Origin of the sequence: Pedobacter sp. KBS0701 (assembly GCF_005938645.2) — a bacterium.
In the GTDB taxonomy this organism is placed as follows: Bacteria; Bacteroidota; Bacteroidia; order Sphingobacteriales; family Sphingobacteriaceae; genus Pedobacter.
The window spans coordinates 3,455,753-3,478,875 of sequence record NZ_CP042171.1 but is presented as its reverse complement, the minus strand read 5'-3'; the positions used below and the strand labels follow the sequence as shown (position 1 = coordinate 3,478,875).

At 39.3% G+C, this 23,123-nt stretch carries 15 protein-coding genes; 8 read left to right on the top strand and 7 right to left on the bottom strand.

The window, feature by feature from the left end; translation table 11 throughout:
- Positions 1 to 10: 10 nt before the first annotated feature.
- A complete protein-coding gene (locus tag FFJ24_RS14040; protein ID WP_138822117.1) occupies positions 11 to 1,264 on the top strand; it encodes a glycoside hydrolase family 28 protein in 1,254 nt (417 codons plus the stop codon).
- Positions 1,265 to 1,503: 239 nt separating this feature from the next.
- On the opposite strand, the gene FFJ24_RS14035 is transcribed toward FFJ24_RS14040, so the two are convergent.
- Entirely contained in the window at positions 1,504 to 3,174 is a 1,671-nt protein-coding gene (locus tag FFJ24_RS14035; RefSeq protein ID WP_138822115.1) for a beta-xylosidase, read from the bottom strand.
- 387 nt (positions 3,175 to 3,561) lie between these two features.
- On the opposite strand from FFJ24_RS14035, the gene FFJ24_RS14030 reads away from it, so the two are divergent.
- Positions 3,562 to 3,837 carry a type II toxin-antitoxin system Phd/YefM family antitoxin gene (locus FFJ24_RS14030; RefSeq protein WP_138822113.1) on the top strand — a complete coding sequence of 92 codons (276 nt, stop codon included), beginning with the start codon at positions 3,562 to 3,564 and terminating at the stop codon, positions 3,835 to 3,837.
- A gap of 3 nt (positions 3,838 to 3,840) precedes the next feature.
- The gene (locus FFJ24_RS14025; protein ID WP_138822111.1) at positions 3,841 to 4,116 is read left to right on the top strand and encodes a Txe/YoeB family addiction module toxin; all 276 of its coding nucleotides are present in this window, start codon (positions 3,841 to 3,843) and stop codon (positions 4,114 to 4,116) included.
- A gap of 66 nt (positions 4,117 to 4,182) precedes the next feature.
- Here the strand turns inward: FFJ24_RS14025 and FFJ24_RS14020 are convergent, their stop codons facing one another.
- The 5 genes from FFJ24_RS14020 to FFJ24_RS14000 form a co-directional block, all read right to left on the bottom strand.
- Positions 4,183 to 6,180, bottom strand: coding sequence for a RagB/SusD family nutrient uptake outer membrane protein (locus FFJ24_RS14020; protein ID WP_138822109.1), 1,998 nt, complete (start codon positions 6,178 to 6,180; stop codon positions 4,183 to 4,185).
- Positions 6,181 to 6,201: 21 nt separating this feature from the next.
- Positions 6,202 to 9,408, bottom strand: a complete 3,207-nt coding sequence (locus tag FFJ24_RS14015; RefSeq protein ID WP_210419372.1) for a TonB-dependent receptor — start codon at positions 9,406 to 9,408, stop codon at positions 6,202 to 6,204.
- A 487-nt stretch (positions 9,409 to 9,895) separates the two neighbouring features.
- A complete protein-coding gene (locus FFJ24_RS14010) occupies positions 9,896 to 11,545 on the bottom strand; it encodes a protein-disulfide reductase DsbD (RefSeq protein WP_138822107.1) in 1,650 nt (549 codons plus the stop codon).
- A 16-nt stretch (positions 11,546 to 11,561) separates the two neighbouring features.
- Entirely contained in the window at positions 11,562 to 12,011 is a 450-nt protein-coding gene (locus FFJ24_RS14005) for a protein-disulfide reductase DsbD domain-containing protein (protein WP_138822105.1), read from the bottom strand.
- A gap of 24 nt (positions 12,012 to 12,035) precedes the next feature.
- A complete protein-coding gene (locus FFJ24_RS14000) occupies positions 12,036 to 13,082 on the bottom strand; it encodes a PLP-dependent cysteine synthase family protein (RefSeq protein ID WP_138822103.1) in 1,047 nt (348 codons plus the stop codon).
- A 197-nt stretch (positions 13,083 to 13,279) separates the two neighbouring features.
- Here FFJ24_RS14000 and FFJ24_RS13995 point away from each other — a divergent pair, with 197 nt between their 5' ends.
- The 5 genes from FFJ24_RS13995 (at position 13,280) to FFJ24_RS13975 (ending at position 21,525) form a co-directional block, all read left to right on the top strand.
- Positions 13,280 to 13,747, top strand: coding sequence for an Lrp/AsnC family transcriptional regulator (locus tag FFJ24_RS13995; RefSeq protein ID WP_121286955.1), 468 nt, complete (start codon positions 13,280 to 13,282; stop codon positions 13,745 to 13,747).
- 770 nt (positions 13,748 to 14,517) lie between these two features.
- A complete protein-coding gene (locus FFJ24_RS13990; protein ID WP_138822101.1) occupies positions 14,518 to 16,122 on the top strand; it encodes a tetratricopeptide repeat protein in 1,605 nt (534 codons plus the stop codon).
- Between the two features lie 262 nt (positions 16,123 to 16,384).
- Positions 16,385 to 19,162 (top strand): TonB-dependent receptor, encoded by a 2,778-nt coding sequence (locus FFJ24_RS13985; RefSeq protein ID WP_138822099.1) that lies wholly within the window; start codon positions 16,385 to 16,387, stop codon positions 19,160 to 19,162.
- A 22-nt stretch (positions 19,163 to 19,184) separates the two neighbouring features.
- Positions 19,185 to 20,444, top strand: a complete 1,260-nt coding sequence (locus tag FFJ24_RS13980) for a right-handed parallel beta-helix repeat-containing protein (RefSeq protein ID WP_138822097.1) — start codon at positions 19,185 to 19,187, stop codon at positions 20,442 to 20,444.
- 1 nt (position 20,445) lies between these two features.
- Positions 20,446 to 21,525 (top strand): phytase, encoded by a 1,080-nt coding sequence (locus FFJ24_RS13975; RefSeq protein WP_138822095.1) that lies wholly within the window; start codon positions 20,446 to 20,448, stop codon positions 21,523 to 21,525.
- A 698-nt stretch (positions 21,526 to 22,223) separates the two neighbouring features.
- Here the strand turns inward: FFJ24_RS13975 and FFJ24_RS13970 are convergent.
- Entirely contained in the window at positions 22,224 to 23,120 is an 897-nt protein-coding gene (locus FFJ24_RS13970; protein ID WP_138822093.1) for a helix-turn-helix transcriptional regulator, read from the bottom strand.
- Positions 23,121 to 23,123 lie beyond the last annotated feature (3 nt).

Sequence of the window (23,123 nt, the reverse complement as noted above, 5' to 3'; positions counted from 1 at the left end):
ATATTGTATCATGAAAAAACTCCTAATAATCGTTTTGTTTACAGCCATTGGTTTAAATGCCATGGCTCAAGATTATGTCATCACCAAGTTCGGCGTGGGTACCGATAGCACCGAACTGAATACCAAAGCCATTCAAAGTGTAATCGATAAGGCTTATCAAAAAGGAGGAGGAACGATTGTAATTCCTAAAGGTGTTTATCTTAGCGGAGCACTTTTTTTTAAGCCTAAAACGAAACTGTTGTTGCAAGAAGGTGCGGTACTAAAAGGATCTGATCAAATAAAAGATTACCCTTTTATCCCATCCCGTATGGAAGGGAGGAGCCTTAAATACTTTGCAGCATTAATTAATGCAACAAAAGTAGATGGTTTTAGTATTTCGGGTCCAGGTACGATTGATGGAAACGGACTCAAATTCTGGAAGACATTTTGGGCACATCGAGATTCGCTTAAGAAATTAGGAAGAGAATCTACAAACCTGGAGGTGAGCCGTCCGCGGTTACTTTTTATCTGGGGATGCAATAACGTGAATATTAAAGGGGTGAAATTGCGCAATGCTGGATTCTGGACCACTCATTTGTATCAATCCAATCATGTATTAATTGAGAATTGCGATATCCGCTCGCCGTTTCGGCCGATAAAAGCACCAAGCACTGATGGTATAGACATTGATTTTTGTAAAAAAGTAACCATCAGGAATTGTTATATCTCTGTTAATGATGATGCCATTTGCATTAAAGGTGGTAAAGGACCCGAGGCACAAAAACTGTCACAAAATGGTATTGTTGAAGATATTTTAATTGAAAACTGTACCATTGGCGAAGCGCATGCTACTTTAACCATGGGAAGCGAGTGTATTCATGCGCGTAATATTACCATGCGAAACTGTAAGGTAGAGAATAACTGCCCGATTTTAAAAATGAAAATGCGTGGAGATACATTTCAGCTCTATGAAAATATTACGGTAGAGAACATTACAGGAAAATGCGGCGCAATTATCGATCTAAATCCCTGGAAACAGTTTTTCGATTTGGCAGGCAGCACCGCAAAGCCATTTGGTACGATCAGGAACATTAAGATAGCCAACATTAAAGTTGAGGCAACAAAATTTGGCGAAATGGATGGGAATCCTGAAGATAAGGTATCTGGTTTTCTTTTTAAAGATCTGGAAGTAACAACAAAAACACCTTTTTTGAAAAACAGGTATCAGGATGTTAAAATGGAGAACGTAATGGTAAACGGAGCGCCATTGGTGGTTAAGCCTTAATCAAATAATTAATTGCATCATACTGAACTTTGTTTTACTCGCATAGCTCTCCGTTTCGCTATAGGTCAGTATCTATCATGATGTTAAGATCCTGAAATGAATTCAGGGTGACGACCGGAGAAGGAAATTTCACATTTATTGCGCGTACTCTTTTCAAAATGAGTGCGTAAAGAACATTATGATTAATCGTCATAAACGATTATTTATTTCCGTGCTTTCCGTGGCAAAAAAGCAAAAAGCTACCAATCCAACCTTAACAAAGCTACCCCTTGTCTGGCTAATTCCATTTCAAAAGCACCGGTTGTGGTATCAAATTTCCTGGGTTTGCCAATCATTTTAAGTTGCCCTGCTTTTTCTAATGTTGCAATCTGTTTTGTATCTGGATTTTGTGGCGAGCCCATTTTTTTCCATACAGTATAAGAATTGCTGTTTTCAGTATCAATACGATATGCTGTGATGGTTATCGTTTTTGCAGGCAGTTTATTTAACAAGATGGAAACAAGATCTTTCGAATCCGTTTTATCCTCATCGTGATAGTTCCACAGCATGACAGCAGCCGTTCTCTCTGCTTTAGTGGCCAAAACACCTAGATCAGTTTGCGGTTTTCTGATGCTCGAATCCAAAATAGCATTTAAATTGTACATGCGGTTGCTTGTGGCTTCAACACGGTTCCCTTTCATCTTGCCAAACATCCTGAATACATTTAAAACAGGTTTATCAACACCATTGGTTGCTAAATCGCGAAAACCTGCAAACCAAGGTTGGTTTTCAAATTCGAAGGACCAGGTAACAGCGCCTAACAGGTTGATTTTATATTGATCTGTAAGTTCGTAAAGCCGGGCAAAAGATGCTGCAGTATAACTCGAATACATGGTGCCGTTGCGATAAGCATTCTCGGGATTAGTACTCATACCGCAAGCAGCACAACCTTCGGGATCAGATTCGCCGATAATTACAGGGATATTTTTAAGTTGAGGGTATTTACTGATGATCTTATAATTGCCATCAATATTGCGGAGCTGAGTCCTTACATTCATTACTACAGTTCCGTTTGATACTTTTGGTGAGCCTTTAGCATGAAAAAGAACAGCATCTAAAGGTGAACCGATTTTGCCTGTTACATAATTGGTATCTGTTAAACAATGTTTAATAAAGGCATCTAAATACTTGGTCCCACCACCGGTTACATTCGCACCACCAATTTTAGCAGTTGGTAAGGCTCTTTTAAGTCCATCGGCAGCGTAATCGTAAAGTTTAAAGAATTCGGCCTGTGTACCTTTCCAATAAGCGCCATCCGGCTCATTCCATACTTCCCAGTACCAGCTTTCTACCTCAGCCTTGCCATACCGTGTTACACAATGTTTTACCCATTCGTAAACCAAATTCCCCCACTTTTTGTAATCTTTTGGCGGATAGGCCCAGCCGGTTAAAATTTCATCATATCGGGCGCCAGGTTTCCATTTGTGTTGATAGGGTTGAGGTTTGGTTGAAAGTGCCTCAGGCATAAAGCCTATTTGAGCCAGAGGTTTCATACCTCTTTTTACATAAGTATCAAAAATCTGATCAACAATTTTCCAGTTGTAAACCGGATTACCTTTGGCGTCTTCCGTGTAGGCATTCGTCGATCCCCATTTTAAAGCAGGCGTGCCATCTCCGGAGGTTAGCAAGTTATGCGCACGTACATATACGGGAACCGGACTCAATTTTGAAATTTCAGTCAGCAGTTTCTGGCCATCTTTCATATAGGTATAATTCGGTTCATCATAACCAAACCAAGCCCATATTGGTTTCATCGGTGCTATATTCTTATCGAAATTAACCTCAATGTTAGCTTTTGATTGAGCGTTTGATGTAAAGATGATAGTGGTTAAGCTAAATAACAGGAGGTAAGCTTTTTTTAGTGTTTTCATATAGTGTTTTTTATTTTGATCAAGACTTCGGAAGTCTGCTATAAGGCTGCTCATAAATTTCTGCTTCAATAATGCTTAAATTACCTTCTGATGTGGTTTAAGCCCGGTTAACACCATCGTCAGGTTTTTTACCATTTACCTCTAGGCCAATATATGAGTTTTATTTTCTTTTCCTGAGCGTACCAATGGGGTGGTAACTGGTTTTCCTTTTGGTACTTTGTAATTCGCTGTAAAATAACCTAAACCTGGTTAGAATTGCCTTCGAAAAAGAGTTGGTAACAAATGCAATAAAATTAATATTTATATGATGAAAATAAAGAACAGGGATTACATATTTGCTTTTATGTACATTATGATGTACATTTGATTGTACAAAATAAATAAAGTATGAAAGCAGTAACCATTTCTTCTCTCAGAACAAATATGAAAAACTATTTTGATGAGGTAAGTGCTACGGAGGATGTTTTGATTGTTCCAAGAAATAATAATGAAGATGATGCTATTGTGGTTATTTCTATTAAAGAATATAATGCGCTTACCGAAACTGCACATTTAATGTCGACAGAAGCAAATCGTAAAAGATTAGAGAAATCTATAGAAAGTTTAAAAAACGGCAGAATAAGGCAATTTTCTTTAGAAAATGAAAAGTCTGTTGAGCTTTAAGCAATGAATATATTATTTACTGAAGAAGCCTGGGAGGATTTTGAATATTGGATGGATAATGATGATGAGGTGGAAAGAAAAATAAGGGCACTCCTTAAAGATATAACAGGAACACCATTTCATGGTTTAGGAAAACCTGAAGCTTTAAAGCATAATTTAAAGGGCTTTTGGTCACGGCGGATTACTGGTGAGCATCGTCTGGTTTATCAGATATCAGGTATAAAAGGTAAAGATCAACAATGCGCCATTATTCAATGCCGGTTCCACTACAATAAATAGTAGATGTCCAAACAAAAAGAGCAATTAACCAATGGTAAATTGCTCTTTTTTTAAGGATCAATCTGATTACCAGCCTGGATTTTGCATGGCTTGTTTTTGCTCAGCAGTTAATGGTTCGCCACCAATTTTAAGTACATCCAGGAAACTTTGAGGAATAGGACGCAGATAATGTTTACTTGCAATCGGTTTAGCTTCGAGGTTAAATGCAGCGGTACGTGCTACTAATGTTTTGGTGCGGGCCAGGTCTTCCCATCTCATTAGTTCGCCCATTAATTCCCTGGAGCGTTCATCCAAAATAAAGGCAGTGAATTTATCTGCATTGGAACTTGCGCCAACTTTATCGTAAAAATCTTTGCCTGAGTTAAAAATATCGGCTTCACTATTTAAATGCATCGAAGATAATGTATTGGTTGTAGTTACCGGGATATTGTTCGATTCGAAATACGTGTTTTTGTCTGAATAGGAAACAATTGCTGAAGTTACTGCAGGATTGGTTTTATAAGAAATTCCGCCATCAACATAAGAAGAACGGTCTTCTCCATCTTTATAGGCTGCGCGATCGCGAACACTATTTAAATACGGGATAGCTTGTGCATATTGTCCCAATCGTCCGTAAGCTTCAGCGGCAATTAAATAGGTTTCGGCAAGGCGGGCCAGAATTCCATCACGCTGTCCGAACTGTGAGGCTACGAGATTTCTGGAACCATCCATAAATTTAGATAAAGCCACATATTGGTTTACACTGTAATTGCCGTGGGCATTTAAGTAGCTTTGGGGCTGACCAGCAAAGTACCTTACAAACATAGTTGGTTTGCGGCGGGCAAGATCTGTTGGTAAAGCCGGATCGGCATTGGGAACTATTGGGGTATATCGGGTATCGCCGGCATCGTTTACGATGTACAAAACAGCCTCTTCCCCAACGGTAAATTTTGGTTGTCCTTCTTGTGCTGGAGTAGGGGCGCTGCCTTTAACCCATTTAGGGATACTGGTTGCATTATTGGCTATATAACGCGTTTTGAAACTTTTCCAGAATCTTGAATCATTTACCCGGTCAAAAACATCTAAAGCATAATCTGTCGACCTCATCCGCTGAAATTCGCGTCCGCCTGCTATATCGCGTATCATTCCAGGAAGGGTTTGATAAACAGATGGATAATAAAGGTGTACCTGGTTACCATACCTTCCCTGGGTTGCAGTATTGTTCGAAAATTGGGCAGCCAGGATAATTTCCCGGTTGGTTTCGTTGGCGCCATCTACAGCTGTAAAGTTCCAAAGATCGCTGTAGTTGGTTGCTAAGCTATGCTGGCCGCTGCCAATTACTAAATCTGCATATTTAATAGCATTTTGCAGATCGGCTGTTTTGGTATCGCCATTCCATTCATTATTCATTTCGCTCGCACGGAACAGATAGGCTTTGGCCAGAAAGTGAGCTGCTGCCCATTTGGTAATTCTTCCTCTTTCTGCTGCTGCTGTTGGAAGCAGGTTATAGGCTTGCGTAAAATCCTGAATTACCTGTTCGTATACTTCTTTGGCTGAATTCCTTGTAAACTCATCTTTAATCGTTTCTAACGATTCAAGCTGCAAAGGTACTCCTCCATATTGTTTAACCAGTTTAAAATAATCAAAGGCACGCATAAAATAACCTTCTCCCAGGCGGGTATTTTTGTTGGCACCAGTATAATAAATCGGTACATTTTTAATCACAATATTGGCCGAATTAATATTGGTGTACATGTTATCAAAAACAGCTTGCACATCCGCATTTAACGAATTTAAGGTTCCATCATAGGAGTTCCACATTTGCTCGGTTCTATCACCACCTACAGTAAACTCATCTACCCCATAATTGGTGCTGGTGTAAGCCCAGGTGTAATTAAAATGGAATTTTAAACTTTGGTACATACCAATAACCAGGCCATCTAATCCTTCTGTTTTTTGAAAATCGGATGTATTGCGTGAGTTGATCACTTCCTCATCCAGGAAACTTTTTTTACAGGAAGTGGGAAGCACCATTAAGCTTCCTAACAAAGCCACTCCTGATATAATATTTACAATCTTTTTCATAATCAATATTTTTTCACTCTGTTAGAAACTTGCATTAATGCCAAATACAACACCTCTGTTAAAGGTGGATCCACCTAAATCCGGATCTATCCATTTTATCTTCGAATAGATTAAACCGGGATTGATTATCTGGGCATAAACCCTTAATCTGGATAGTGTTAGTTTTTTAGTCATGTTGTCAGCAAAATTGTAACCCAACGATATGTTTCTAACCTTAATAAAAGAACCATCCTGGTAGTTCATAGCACTTTTAAACTGATCGCCTGCTGCACTACCATAATTAGGTGCAGGATAATCGTTGGTAGGGTTAGTTGGCGTCCAGTAATCTAATACCCGTTGGGCAAAACGGCCTTGCAATGATTCGGCACCCGTTGCGATAAGGAAATTATACCTTGCAATAATAAAAACAGATAAATCGAAACCTTTGTAGTTAAAAGTATTTGTGATACCACCGCTCCAGCTTGGTGTATAGCGGCCCAGTATCTGACGGTCGCTATTGGCATCAATTTTATGGTCGCCATTTAAATCCCTGATCCTAATGCTTCCAGGTAAAAATGTTTGTCCGTTTGCCTTGAACTTATCCATTTCGATCTTATCTTCCGGTGTATCTTGCCAAATGCCATCTTTAACATAATCATAAGCTACACTGATCCCGTTTCCGATAAAGAAAAGATCAGCAACCATGTCGCCACCGTTCAGTTTCACAATCTCGTCTCTGCTGGTCGAAAAATTCAGGGTAGATTCCCAGCTAAAATCTTTTGTTCTTACATTAACCGTATTTAAAGTTAAATCGAGTCCTTTGTTTTTGGTCGAACCAATGTTATCATAAGAGGTGGGATAACCGTTGATGATATTGATTTTTTTAAGTAAGATCAGATCTGTTGTTTTAGACTTATAGAGATCTAGTGAACCGTTTATTCTTCCTTTTAGCAGGTCGAAATCGAGGCCTAAATTATACTGTTGGGTTTTTTCCCAGCTTAACAATTTGTTGGGAAATGAAATTGGGTTGGCCAGAGAAGCATCTGATGCTACATAACCTATCTGGGCAGCACTGCCAAAGGTATAGGTAAGTGGTTGCAAAAGGCCCAGTGTACTACCAATATCTACTGATGAATTACCGGTACTACCCACACCAAGCCTCAACTTCAATTGACTTACCCATTTGATGTTTTTCATGAAATTTTCCTGATCCATACGCCATGCCAGGGCTGCGGATGGGAAAAAATCCCACTTGTTGCCTTCGGCCAGCTGCGATGCTCCATCCGAACGTAACGATGCGGTTAACAGGTACTTACTGTCAAAACTGTAGTTTACCCTTGCCATGTACGATTCGAGTGTAGATTTTCTGAAATCGGTGTCAAATCCATCCAGAGCGGTAATGCTTCCTGCCCTTAATCCATACCAAAGCGGAGCAATTAAATTGATTTTACTACCCGTTAATGATGAAGACTCATCCTGAAACAGCGAAGAACTCTGCAATAAGGTTACGCCAAAACTGTGCTTGTTATTGGTTTTGTCGTAATACAACAAATGATCAAGGGTATAGGCAAACTTATTGCTTTGGTTTAACTGCGCATAATTGTTAACCGAACCCGGAATACCGGCATCGCGGTTTACCGATTTTGCATCCTGGTACTTTCCATTATAGAAATTAGAGAAATCAGGGCCGAAATTAATGCGGTATTTTAATCCTTTTAAAATATTAACTTCAGCAAAAGCCGAACCTAAGGCTCTTAGGGTTTTACGAAGATTGATGTTGTAATCGGCCTCGAGAATTGGATTCTGAATATTGATATCCCCACCAGGCAGGTTAATTCTATTGCCACTCGGATCATAAGGAATAGCCATAGGAAGCATGCCTCGCGCAGCAGCATAAATATTACCAGCGCCTGAAGCACTGGCCGCAACGAAACCATAGTTTTGCAGGCTATAGGTTGTTGTGATGTTAAGTCCCATTTTAAACCATTTAACGGGATTAATCTCTACACTTAATTTACCGCTGTATCTTTCAAAATCCTGCCCCAGCTGTGTACCGGTTTGATTCAGGTAGCCGAATGATCCATACGCCTTCATCTTTTCAGTACCACCACTCACACTTAACACATGATCCTGGGTAATTCCGGTTCTGGTAACTAAATCGCCCCAATCGGTAGTAGGAACCAGGCTGCCATCGTAAACACCATTTGCCCAGCCCTTTTCTATGTTTTCTAGCACATAAGGGTCTCCCGCAAAAATTTCTCTGTCCTTAGCCAGCGTAGCTACGGTTGGATATTTCCGGGTATCGGTTGCTGGCAATGCCCTAAACGCATCGCGGCGAAACTCGATATATTGTGCTGAATTCATCATTTCCATCCTGTCGTTTAGGGTTTCGATGGTTGCCGTACCTACATAATCCATGGTTAATCTTCCGGTTTTACCTTTTTTGGTCGTTACGAGTACCACTCCATTGGCACCTCTGGAGCCATAAATGGCTGTTGCAGAGGCATCCTTTAAAACATCGATATTTTCGATGTCGTTGGGATTAATGGCATCGATCCCGCCAGCTTGCAGTGGAATACCATCTACCACGAATAAGGGCGAGTTACTGGCTTTTAAAGATCTAAGACCACGGATTTTAATATCTCCAACCTGACCAGGACGCTCATTTGAGGTGATATCTACACCTGCCGCTTTGCCTTGCATGGCCTGTAAGGCATTGGTTACCGGTCTTGATCTGATTTCTTTAGCGCCAACACTTACAACTGCTCCTGTTAAATCACTCTTTTTAACAGTATTGTATCCCACTACTACAACTTCTTCCAGATCATTGGTCGAACTTTTTAATTGAATGCTGATTGTAGTTTTTCCATCAACAGGTACTTCCTGTGTGGTATAGCCAATGTACGAAACCACCAAAACCGGATTGCTCACCGTTGATGGAATAGTAATGGAAAAAGCACCTTTGGCATCGGTAGAGGCTATAACGGTACTACCCTTCAGTCTGATGCTCACACCAACCAAGGTTTCACCTTTTTCATCAACAATCTTGCCTTTCAAGGTAACGTCCCGTTTGCTCATCGGGGCGTTTTTCACTATAGTTGAAAGTGCTGTTTTTCGATAGCCGGTATCAGCATTTGCCTTGACTGCAGCACCTAAAAGGCATAGCACAGATATGCCTGTTACCAGGATTTTCTTGTGCGAAGAGCCTTTTCGTCGATTTAGGTTTTCTGGATAAAAATTAAGATCCATAGTTTTATTGGTTTTGTAAATATTTGGTTATTTGGCCAAATAGCATATTAGATGGAGTGTGCTATTTGTTTTAGGTGCATATAATTAAGCAATCAATCCATACTCATGGAAGAATTACCTATTGCATGATAAAAAATAAGTTAGTTTTAGTGTTTTGGCTACACCCGGCTGTTTCTTCTTATTTGCTTCAGGGTTTTAAAATGGTAATAATGGTATAACTAATTGCAAACGATTGCATGATGTTGGTGTAGTTTTTCTTGCTCATATAGGTATTGATTATACTTGGTTACACGAGATTAGAACTTTAATTCGGGTAATCCGTCCTGTTCCATCCTGTAAGCTATATGTATTTGCAAGAGATTAAAGCTGAGGGGTGTAAATGAGTCGATTTACCTTTTAAAAAAAAGGCAAAAAAAAGGACAGACCATCCGGTACTGTCCTTACATCATTAACTAAAATTAAAATCAACGCTTTTGAATCCTATCTCTTAGTGGAAAGCGTTTAAACCACTTGTTAAGAATTTTTTATAATTGGCTATTTCGTAATCGGCACCTTGTGGTGGTGCCAATAGTGCTTCTGTTTTTGGATCGAGCAGTACATAAAAAGGCTGCGAATTGGACTGGAATTTCCTTGCTTGCAGGTCGCTCCATTTTTTACCAATGGTGCTGAGTTTTTTTCCTTCAGGTGTAACCGTTACATCAGCCGGAGCAAGTGTTGTTTTATCATCCACATATAACTGGATCAATACATAATCATTACTGATCATTTTATATACGTCTTTATCCGGCCAAACATTGGCTTCCATTTTTCTGCAGTTTACGCAGGCATGGCCGGTAAAATCAATTAGTACTGGTTTATTCAGTTTCTTAGCTGCAGCTAAACCTTCATCATAATCGAAATAGGCATTGAGCTTTAACGGTGCATGAAATTTATCTGCGTATTTATGCGGACCATCATTTGTTGCGGTCTGTTTTCCTGCTAATAAATTGGCTGTATACAGATCGAAATCCTGTGTTTCCTGTGGTGGAAGAAACGCTGAAATGCTTCTTAATGGTGCTCCCCACATACCCGGGATCAGGTAAATAGTAAAGGCCAGTACAACAGTAGCTAAAAAAAGCCTGGGTACTGAGATAAATGCCAAAGGACTATCATGTGAAAACTTTAGTTTACCCAGAAGATAAATACCCATCATCCCGAAAATAACAATCCAAAGGCTTAAGAATATTTCGCGGTCAAACCATTCCCAATGGTAGGCCAGGTCTACATTACTTAGGAATTTTAGGGCAAAGGCAAGTTCAAGAAAACCAAGTACAACCTTAACACTGTTTAGCCAGCCACCAGATTTTGGTAGTTTGTTCATTGCAGACGGAAATAGCGCAAATAAGGCAAAAGGAATGGCCAGTGCCAAAGAAAAGCCAAACATGCCAATTGCAGGCCCTAACAAAGCGCCGGTTGTAGCTGCCTGTACCAATAAAGTACCTATAATGGGCCCGGTGCAGGAGAAGGATACTAAAGCCAGTGTTCCTGCCATGAAAAATAATCCTGCAATGCCGCCTTTGTCTGAATTGGCATCCATTTTATTTACCCATGAAGAGGGTAGGGTAATTTCAAAAGCGCCCAAAAACGATGCTGCAAAAACAACAAGTAATAAGAAGAAAAAGAAATTGAATATCCCGTTGGTTGATAGACTGTTTAAGGCATCGGCACCAAAAATTACGGTAACCAAAAGCCCAAGCACCACATAAATGAGGATAATGAAAAAACCATACAATGCTGCCCGCCGAAAGGCTTTCCCTTTTTCTGATCCTTTAGTGAAAAAACTTACTGTAAGGGGCAACATGGGAAAGATGCAGGGCATCAACAGGGCTGCTAAACCGCCAACAAAGCCAGCAATAAAAATCCCCCACAAAGTTTTGTGTTCTTCTTTTGATGGTGCAACAGTTTGCTTAACAGTGGCGGGTACTGCAGCTGCTATTTTGGCAACAGTATCAGTTGCTTTGATTGTACTATCAGGCGCTTCTGGCTTTATCTCTGTAAAAGTGAGGTCGTCGGTTCTGGAGCTATCCTGTGCATATCCATTTAAGGATATGGCACAAACGAACAGCAAACCGAGACATATTTTTTTTAAGGATATCATATTCTTGGTAACGCTATTATTTTACAGGAATACTAAATTCGACCTGCTCTGGCGGTAAACATTGTTTATCGTCGCATACCATAAACTCTACATTGCCTTTAACGGTTGCGGTTTTGCCTTTTAGCTTCACTTTTTGTTGAAAAACTACCGACTTTTCGAAGTAGCTTACATCCATTTTAAAAGTAGATTCGAATTTGGTTATCGCTTTTGGTTCTGTAGTTTTTCCAACCAGGGTGTAAGCGCCAGATGCAGGAAAAGTAAAGGTTGTTCTAACAGGACCTCCATCTTTAACAAATTGCGAATAGAGGTGCCAGCCCTGATCTACAGAAGCTTTGATGAAAACAGTAGCTGTATTTGGGCCGGTTTTTTTTGCGGCGTAACTCCAGGTTACGGGTTTTAAAATTTGGCTATATGCACTAAGGCTAATCAGGCATACAGTACAGAACAAAAAGGTGATTTTTTTCATGTTGTGGTTTATTGGTTATGTTGATTAATGTAATCTGCTAAAGGCCTGGTAGTCCAGAAAATCTACTTCAGGGGTAATGTATCCTGTTTTAACTGGTTCCAATTTCATGAGATCGGTACTTAAATATTTCTTGTTGCTATCAGAAAAGATGGTCACTACACAGCTGTCAATTCCCATTTTTTGCTGTTGTTTTATGGCACCTATCACATTGGCTCCTGATGATATGCCTACCGCTAAACCAAGTTTCTCAGCTAGTTTTTGTGCCATTAGTATGGCATCGCCATCATTTACCTGTATCACCTCATCCAGTTCGCTCAGTTTAACAATTTCTGGAATGAACTCATCAGAAATGCCCTGGATTCTGTGGCTGCCTACTTTATAACCCGTAGTTAAAGTAGGTGATTCTGCAGGTTCAAGTGGGTGTATTTTAATCTCAGCGTTTTGCTTTCTTAAAAAATTACCTACGCCCATGATGGTTCCTCCAGTGCCTACTCCGGCAACAAAAGCATCGGGCGATAGATTTTTCAATTGCAATTGCCCCCAGATTTCCTTACCTGTGGTATGTTCGTGTGCTTCTGGATTGGCAATATTTTCGAACTGTTTTGGTAAAAAGATATCCGGATTGTTTGCAGCCATCTCTTCTGCAAGTTTAATGCTACCGATAAATCCACCTTCTTCTTTGCTCACCAGAATAATTTCAGCACCTAAACTTTTAATAATATCCATGCGCTCTTTGCTCAACCAGTTGGGCATAATGATGGTTACCGGATGACCTAAGGCTTTGCCTATTGCTGCAAATGCAATGCCGGTGTTACCGCTGGTAGCCTCAACAATACGATCTCCGGCTTTGATTTTGCCTTCAGCATAAGCTTTTTTCAAGGTGTAAAGCGCCATCCTGTCCTTAATACTGCCTGTTAGGTTATAATGCTCACATTTAACATAAATTTTACCTGTACTTCCCTGGTAAGTATAAGTAAGCTCCAACATTGGTGTATTACCAACCAGAAGCGATAAATGTTCGAATTTCCCTTGTTTTGTAGAAATCATTTCATTTGCTGTTAAGGTATTCATGGCTATTTTTTAAATCAATCAGATAAAGCAACTTTGATTATTAAAATTTCGGTAAAACTCCGTATTATTCTTATTTGTGTCAATACAAGTTGTTTTTTACATAAATTTTCTGTTTTTTTGGTCTATTATTAGTTTTTATTTCAGTTTAAGCTGAATTTTTTAATGTCCATTATATTTTTTTTCATTCATCAGCGAACATGATACACGGAGATTTAGATCAGGTTGACATCGAAATATTAAAATTGCTGCAGCATGATGCCGCATTGACCCATAAAGAGATATCTTTAAAGCTGCACAAGTCTATAGCAACCATACACGAACGCATCAGGAGATTAAAAGAACAAGGTTATATCAAAAGAATTGTGGCGATTCTTGATCGGAAAAAAATAAATAGAAACCTGATTGCTTTTTCACATGTATTACTGAAAGAGCATACTGCTAAAACCCTGATCGAATTCGAAACCGAAGTTTCTAAATTCGGGGAAGTAATGGAATGCCTTCAAATGACCGGGGCTCATGATTTTATTCTCCGTATTGCAACTAAAGATATGGATGCCTATCATGAATTTTTACGGAATAAACTGGCTACACTCCCCAATATTACAACCGTTCAGAGCTACTTTGTACTTTCAGAGCCAAAAAGTGAAACCGCTTATCCGCTGTAGTGTTGGTTCATTAGTCATTAGTCATTAGTTCATTTGTTAGGGGTTAACAGGTTAATTGTTTAACTGGTTATTGGCAAGTGAAGTTGTTTGCTGCATAACTGATTAATGAGCTTTGCAGTGAGATAAGGCAGAATTAAATGAATCGGAGATGTTTTTAAAAAGAGGCCGTATCATCCATACGATGGTTACCTGTGGTTTCTGATGTTCCCATCTGACACGAAAACAGTTAATGGAGGGTAAAACTCTATAAAAAGGGATTTTCATGAATATAATTTCAATAATTCTATCTTTTAGAAAAGCAGTACCTGTAGTGCTTCGGTTACATCAGCCCCGCCCTTTGCTTAATCCCGATAAAAATACGCTCAAAATACAAATCATCCTAAAATCGGAATAACGCTGTCGGTCGGGTTTATTGAACACCGGTACTTTATTTCGCCGAATCCCTCCATGTTTTATTCTTATCCCTTAAGCGGATGAAGCTTTCTCAAAAATATAGAATTGTCATCCTGAGCTTGTCGAAGGACCTGTTTTAAATGTCTTACAAGGCATTTCTACAGGCTCAACGTGACAAATTGGATTGAATTACATTTATGATACAGCTTCTTGAGGAGATTCATTAACATTGATTTTTATTCTGAATTACAAAAATATCGCTTAAAATCCGATTTGAAATTGGATTTAACATTCATCACTTAATTCTTCAACTTAACCTTAAGTTAACATGGGTGCTCTTTCTTTGTCCGGAATTGTCTGATATAATTGATTTTAACATGACCAAACCCATTTGTGTTCTTATATTTTTTCTATTCTTCATTACGAATACTTACGCCCGGGGCGACAGATTCGAATCGATTATTACGCTAAATCAAAAAGATCCGACTGCAGCCCTGGCTCAATTAAAAAAAATATATGCTAAAGCCATCGACGATAACGATGAACTTTTAGAGGGCAAATGTTTGCAGCAGATGGGCAAGATTTGTTATACACAAGGCCATTTTAGTCAATCTTTAGAATTCTTCTTAAAAGCAGATAAAATATTCGGTAATGCCAGTCAATCGCTTTTATTGGCCGCTAATCTTAACGATGCCGGGGTGCTCTACTATTATATGAAGCAGAAAGACAAGGCCATGCATAGCTATAGTAATGCTCTTGGCATTTATAAAAAATCGAATAACTTAACCGGACAGGTAACCGTTCTGGGTAACATCGGGCAGTTGTACGAGAAAAGACAACTTTACGACAGTGCATTTTACTATCAAAAACTGGCCTTAAAAATTAGTGAAAAAGTTAACGATAAAAGTGAAGCTGCAAAAATACACGAAAACCTGGGCAGCATATATGAAGACCTGGAACATTACGATTCTGCTTATGTGCATTTTAAACAGTCGTTAAATCTCTATCAGGAAGATCATAATAATTTGGGAAGTATTGAGGTAATTAATAATCTAGGTGATATCCTGCGTAAAACCGGCCGGTATAAAGAAAGTATTGAGCAAACTGAAACTGCCTTGAAACTGGCCCAAAAGATGGGTAATATTTATCAGTTGAGTTCCTGCTGCAGAGATTTGGGCAAAGCTTATGAACTGTTAAACAATATGGACAGCGCCTACCACTATGTAAAACTTGGGTATAAGTACACTATTGATCTGTATTCGGAAGATGGGGCCCGGCAGGTGGCCTTTTTACAGGTGCTTTACGATATTAATAAAAAATCTGAGGAGATTAATAAACTGAAAAACGACCGGAAGATGAACAGGATTATTGCTTTTTCTGCCACCATTGTGGTGATATTATTGGTTGTTTTGGGTTTTGTTATTTTCAGCAGGCAACGTTTAAAATTAAGAGATCAACAGATGCTGGCGAGGCAGAAGGCCATAGAGCACGGCATGACCAGTCTCGAGCTCAAAAATCTTCAACTTGAAGAACAAAATCTGAAACAATTGCTGGAGGTTAAAAGCAGGGAGCTATCTACCCATACTTTAAATCTGATTAAGCATAACCAATTTTTAGAAAATCTAAGAAGTACCTTACAAGCGATGGTGAAAGAGGATAAACGGGATCAGAAAAAGCAGATGAACCAGATTCTGGCCGAGATTAATCAGAGTTTTAACCATGAACGCAACTGGAAGGAATTTACGCTGGCTTTCGAACAAGTTCACCATCAATTTCTCGAAAGCCTAAAAAAATATAGCCATGAGCTTACCTCGGCCGATATGCGCCTGATTGCATTATTGAAAATGAATCTCGATTCAGCTGATATTGCAACTTTACTCGGTATATCTACCGATAGCTTAAGGGTATCGAGATATAGGCTAAGGAAAAAGCTGAATCTGGCACAAGGCGATAACTTATCAGCATTTATCCAGGCATTATAACCGTTACATCTGCTGTAATCTACGGCCTGTTCTTAGCGATTTTTGCAGCTTAACAATTTGTTAATGTAACGGTAATACAAACATAACGGCGTATTGAGATGTGTTTAATTTGTTTATAATCAATATTTTGTGTTTTTATGTTGCCTTTTGATCTATGCATATTGTAACGCTGTTGCCTTTATGTAACCTCGATAATTTCTTTGTGTAATCCGGTGTATACACCTTTGTTTCGTCGATTATAAAAAAGACATGACCAAACACAATGAATAAATTATTACAAATTCTGTTTTTACTTCTTTTTTGTGCAGGCACTGCTCATGCCACAAAACTGAAAGGCCACGTTTACGATAAGCAAACTGGAGAAGCCATTGTAGGTGCAACAGTGGTTTTAGAAAACCCAAGGCGTGTAACGAATACCGGATTGGACGGTACCTTCGAATTTAAGGATGTAAAAGTGGGTGCTGCCAAAATTAGTGTAAGCTACATTACCTACAGAACCATCGAAAAAACTTTAGTGATATTGAAAGAAGATAACGATCACTTAAAGTTCTACATGGAGAGCGATTCGAAAAGCCTTGACGATATCACCATTAAGTCAAATGCCGTGAGTTCTACCGATCAGGGGGCCAGACGTTTAGAAAAAAATGCCCCGCAGTTAATGAATATCGTATCAGGGAAGGCCATTGAAATTTCACCAGATTTAACGGTGGCAAATGTGATGCAACGCATTTCGGGGGTATCTATAGAGCGCAATAGTAATGGGGATGGACAGTACGCCATATTAAGGGGAATGGATAAACGCTATAATTATACTTTGGTAAATGGCGTTAAAATCCCGAGTCCGGATAATAAATACCGTTATGTTCCGCTGGATCTTTTCCCTGCTGATTTACTCGATCGTTTAGAGGTGTACAAAACCCTTACGCCAAATTTAGAGGGTGATGCGATTGGCGGCGCGATTAATATGGTGATGAAAAATGCACCTGGTCAGTTACAGGTGAATGCCAACATTTCTACTGGTTACAGTCAGTTGTTTTTCGATCGTAAGTTTACCAGTTACAACGCTTCAGATATTAATTATAAATCACCGTATGAAGTAAACGGAAAAAATTACAATGCTACACAAAACGATTTTAGCAAGGGAACACTCGATTATAAATATAAAAATCCTGCACCTAATTTAATCGGAAGTTTATCTTTAAGTAAACGCTTTTTGGATAATAAACTCGGTGTAGTACTGGCAGGTAGTTATCAGAATACCTACCGCGGAAGCAATAGTACTTTCTACAATAATTCGGTTGTTGGTACAGATGCTTATGCTACAATTACCAGTAAAAGTTACCGTGAGTTTTCTGAACAACAGCAGCGTACCGGTTTGCACGGGAAAATTGATTATGTTTTTAACAAAGACCATCAGATCAGTTTTTATAATGTATACGTTAATTTGAAAAATCAACAGGTTAGAGATGCCGTAACCACAACTTATAACAAGGATTATGATCCTGTAGTAGGAAATGCACAGTTGGTTTTTGATACCCGTAGCCGTTTAACGAAGCAGCAGATTTACAATTCTACGCTGCATGGCGACCATAAATTTTTTGATGATAAATTTAAGGTGCAATGGTCGGCTGTTTATTCTTCGGCGAAAAACGATGTACCCGAAAATACCAGTATCAGTTTGAATGGGTTGGAGCAGAATTTTCAACGCAAACGTACCAATTTGGTCAATACCAATCCGGTTACGCGCAGATGGGAACGCAATACCGACGAAGACTTAGCTGGTTATCTTGATCTGACTTACCATGTTTTATTAGGAGACCATAAGCTGGATATTATGGCAGGAGGTTTATACCGCGATAAACAAAGAAGCAGCTTCTTTAATAATTACAATATGGCTCAGGGAGCAGATCATGCAAATGATATTTATGGTGTAAATTTCCAAAATTATACCGACCTGAATCTGGTAGTAAGCAATCCAACAGGTGCAGTAGCCAATTCCCTTACCTACGATGCAACTGAGCAAACCACTTCTGGTTATGGCATGTTTAAATATACTTCAGCTAAGTTAGAAGTCATTGGTGGTGCAAGAGTAGAACATACCAACCAGGGTTATAATCTTCTTTTTCCGGCAGGAGAATCTTTTCCAAAAGGAAACCAGATTTATACCGATGTATTACCGAGTTTAACTGCAAAATACTTTTTAACAGAAAAAGCGCAGTTACATGCTTCTTATTACAAAGCACTTAACCGTCCGGGTTTTTACGAAATTGTTCCCGGAAAAGTTGTAAATGAAGAATTCCAGGAACGTGGTAATCCTAATCTTCAACGTGCACTGGCTGATAATTTCGATTTAAGGTACGAGCTTTTTCCTGGCGCTTCCGAGCAACTATTGGTTGGTGCGTTCTACAAAAGGATAAAAAATCCAATTGAATATACCTTTCAGGCCGATGCCGTTCGCGGTCAGGATATTTATTATAGTCCGGGAAACTTTGGTACGGCCAATAACTATGGAGCAGAGGTAGATTACATCAAATATTTCAGTAAAATAGGTGTAAAGGCCAATTATACCTATACCCATTCTCGCATCAACACCACCAAAACCACCAGGGTTATTAATAGCGCTACCGGAGATACCGAGCCTGCCAATGTAAACCAGGAACGTCCGCTTTATGGTCAGTCTGCGCATATTGCTAACCTTTCCATATTGTTTAAAGACACCAAAAAAGGCTGGGATGCTCAGGTTGCCGGTGCCTATACGGGACCGCGCATCAATACCGTTTCACAATTCTTAAATAACGATTTGTGGCAGGAAGGATTTGTACAGGTGGATGCATCTGCAGAGAAGCGTTTTAAAGGTGGGATTAGTGTTTTTGTAAAAGCCAACAACATTTTAAATACACCAACAAAACTATTTATAAAAGGTACAAACCCGGCAAATAACGATATCAAAGAAGATTTGGTTAAAAATGGAAACACCTTGATCAGAAGCGATTATTATGGCCAGAATTATCTTATTGGCTTTAGGTATAAATTTAATTAATAGCATTTAAAGAAACAAAGACATGAAATCAAAACAGATTTTTAAATTATTAATCCTTGTTGTGCTGGCCTTGGCAGGATGTGAAAAAGCCAATATAGATGTTGATACCACTGCCGTTGATGGCTCGGCAATTGGTGAGGTTTTCGGGGTTTGGGCAAAAGGCAGTACGCAGGTAATCAAAGGCGATATTATAATCCCCGAAGGTAAAACGCTAACAATTGAAGAGGGGGTGACGGTGCTGATGGATACGGTTGCGAAACCAGAAATTGTTATAAAAGGCAATCTGTATGCACTTGGAACTGCAGAAAATCCGATTAAGTTTACGGTAAATGAATTTTATAAAACCTCATCAAAAAAATTCGGAAAGCTTTGGGGCGGTATTTTGGCTGGCCCAACATGCGAGGAACTGGTGCTTGATCATGTAATTCTTGAATATGCCGGATCAACTACTTCAGATGCTTCAACATCGGTTAAAATGGGACTTTATAAAGCAAAAGCCGGAGAAAACTTACCTGCACTCTGGTTTGCCAATGCTAATGGCAAATTAGTGGTTCAAAATAGTATATTCAGAAACCTCCAGGAAGATTGTACTTACATTGAAGGTGGAAAGATTATTTTTGCCAATAATGTGTTTTATACTACAGGCGTAACAGGAGGAGAAGCTATGAACTTTAAATCGGGCTGTTTGGCGGATATAGCCTATAATTTGGTTTATAGCACCAATACCAATGCCTTAAAATTATCTAACACCGGTGATAAAACACCACAAGCTTATATTATTGCCTATAACAATACCATGGTGAATACGGGCTGGAGAAGACCAACTGCAAAAGGCGGATCGATCTGGCTGGAGAGCACAGTGCGTGCCGATCTGTATAATAATCTTTTCGCCAATACCCGTTTTGGTGTGAAAAGAGATCCAAAAAAGCCTGAAGATAGCCGTTCTGCTTATAGCAATAACTGGTATTATGGCTTCGATCAGGCGACTGTAAATCAGTTTCAGCCAACCGGCGATATTGTGGGTGGTAAAAACGATCTGATCAGCAATGTTGCAGGGGCTAATGATCCTAAATTTGTGAACTATCCTCTAAACACAGCAGTTACCAATGCGGATTTCAATACGGCATGGGATTTTCACCTGCAAGGCAACTCACCGGCTTTGGGTAAAGGCATCACTAATTTTATCCGCCATCACCAGGCCGGAATTACAATGAAAAATGGTATCACCTATAGCTCACCTTCACCATCAACATTTGTTGGTGCATACGGAACTAAAATATAAAATGAAACATAATAGTATATTAAAATTTGCCGCTTTTGCGGTTTTAAGCCTGACCATTTCTTGTAATGGAGGCATACAAAACGGAAGTAGTGCAGTAATAAAACCCTTATACGTATCCGATCCTGTTGATTTTGATACCGACGATCCTGCGATCTGGGTAAACCAGAAAGATCCGGCACAGTCATTGGTAATCGGTACCGATAAAGATAGTAGTGGTGGCTTGTATGTTTTCGATCTGAAAGGTAAAATCATCAAATCAAAAACCATAAAAGGCTTAAAGCGACCAAATAACGTTGATATCGCCTATGGTTTACAGTTGGCTGGGAAAAAGACAGATATTGCGGTTACAACAGAACGTTACACGCATAAACTGCGGATATTTTCTCTTCCCGATATGAAAGCAATCGACAATGGCGGAATTCCGGTTTTTGTAGGTGAAACAGCGGCAGAGTACCGCGATTTGATGGGGATTTCGATGTATACCGACCCTGCTGGAAAAATTTATGCAATCGTTGGTCGTAAAACAGGGCCTAAAAACGGAGGTTATCTTTGGCAATATTTATTGGCTGATGATGGAAAAGGCAATATTAAAGCAGATTTAGTGCGGAAATTCGGCCTGTATAGTGGCAAAAAAGAAATCGAGGCCATTGCCGTTGATAACGAACTGGGTTTTGTTTATTATTGTGATGAGCAGGTAGGTGTGCGCAAGTATTATGCAGACCCCGCCAAAGGAAATAAAGAATTGGCACTATTCGGACAGGGTGATTTTGCTGTTGACAATGAAGGCATCGCTATTTATAAAACTTCAGGAAATAGAGGGTATATTCTGGTATCTGATCAGGGTGCCAGGCAGTTAAAAGTGTACGATAGGGTGGCTAAAGCCAATACTGCTCAGCCACACCCGCTGTTAACCACCATAAAGTATTCAGCTAATCAAACAGATGGCATCGATGTGGTTTCCGTCCCATTAAATAAAGATTTTAAACACGGTTTGCTCGTAGCGATGAGTGATGATAAAACCTTTCACTTTTATAGATGGGAGGATATAGCAGGTAAAAAAATGACTAGTATAAATCCTTAAGATTAAGAGACTATTTAAAAATTAAATAAAATTATTTCCTATGTCAGTCTGAGCGTAGTCGAAGACCATTTCAACGCATTAGTAAAAGCGATCCATTAAACTCAACTTGGCAGCAAAAGACTATGTAATATTTGTTGTAAAATTTAACAGGAGCTAACATTTATTTTCTGAAAAGCAATTGCAGGAGCATTTGGATGGGGTCAGTCCCGCTTCCGCTTCTGCCAATTTGAAGGAATTCGGCATCCCGCTTTGATCGGGTTTAAGGGGCATAAATAGTACTGCTATTATGGGTGAAATAAACCCGACCGGCAGCGTTATCCCCGATTCCTTCTATCGGGATAAAGCAAAGGGCGGGACCAGGGCAGCCGAAGCACCACTATCCCTGCTTTCCAAAAAAAGGAATAGATTAAGACTTCCGTCTTCCTGTCCAATTTCATTTAAGTCATCATCTCGACCGTAGTGGAGAATTCTTTTAATATAGCCAAAGATCTCTCCACTACGCGTTGCTCCGGTCGAGATGACGCCGATTTTTTAGAATAATGTCATTGATATTGGCGCCGAGGAGTATAGAAAGCTATATCGAAAGATTTCTCCATTTCGCTACCGATGAAACCTGTGAAACAAGCGGCAAACCATAAAGTAAATAAAAACAAATCCTTAAATAGGTTTGCTTCAATCGAAATGACGGTTCAACTAATCTATACCGCAATATTATTCGACATTTTATACTCAGAAGGGGTAACCCCTGTCTGTTTTTTAAAATATTTGCCGAAAAATGAAGAATTGCTAAAACACAATTCTATCGCAACTTCCGAGATATTCATTACGTGGCTGGTTAATAGTAATTTGGCTTCCCTGATTACCATTTCATCAATAATTTCTCCGGCCGTCCTGTCTGTAACTTGTTTCACCACCTGCGATAAATGCCTCGGCGTAATCCGCAGGCAGTTGGCATAATATATCACCCTTTTTTCCTTTTTAAAATTCTCTGACACCAATGCTAAAAACCGGTTGGTTAATTCCGTGCGGCTGTTATGTACAAAAGGTTTAGGATCTTTCTGTTTGTTTTTAAGGAGGAAAATATCGTAAAGAAGTTCCAAAAAGCTGTTGTGCACAATGTTTTTAATCTGTGGCGTATCTTTTGAAACATTAAGCTTCTTGTGGAGTGCCAGCATATCGTAATAGATAAACGTGTATTCCTCTTTTGATAATGAAAATTTATGTGATTGAACATCTTTCGACATCCGGTATGTTTCGCCGCTGTTAAAAAATATCCCCTTATTTTTAAGGTAGCTCTTATTAAAATGGATACTGATAAACGAAACGCTGCTGTTATCTGTAATTTCATAAACAGAATGTGGCAAAACCAGTAAAATATCCCTTTGGTTAAGTACGTAATCTTCAAAATTGATCTTGATATTGAGCTTGCCTTTAGTAATGAGTATGAGGGCATAACTCGAAACGCGGAAAGGTTCCGAACTGCAATAGTGAGGATCATTGCTATTGTGGATTTTCGCCATCAGGCCATCATTTAATGAAAGCGCTTCCTCGTGGTTTTTTTCTGAAAAAGTTTTATTGAGTAACGGTTGCTGCATAAA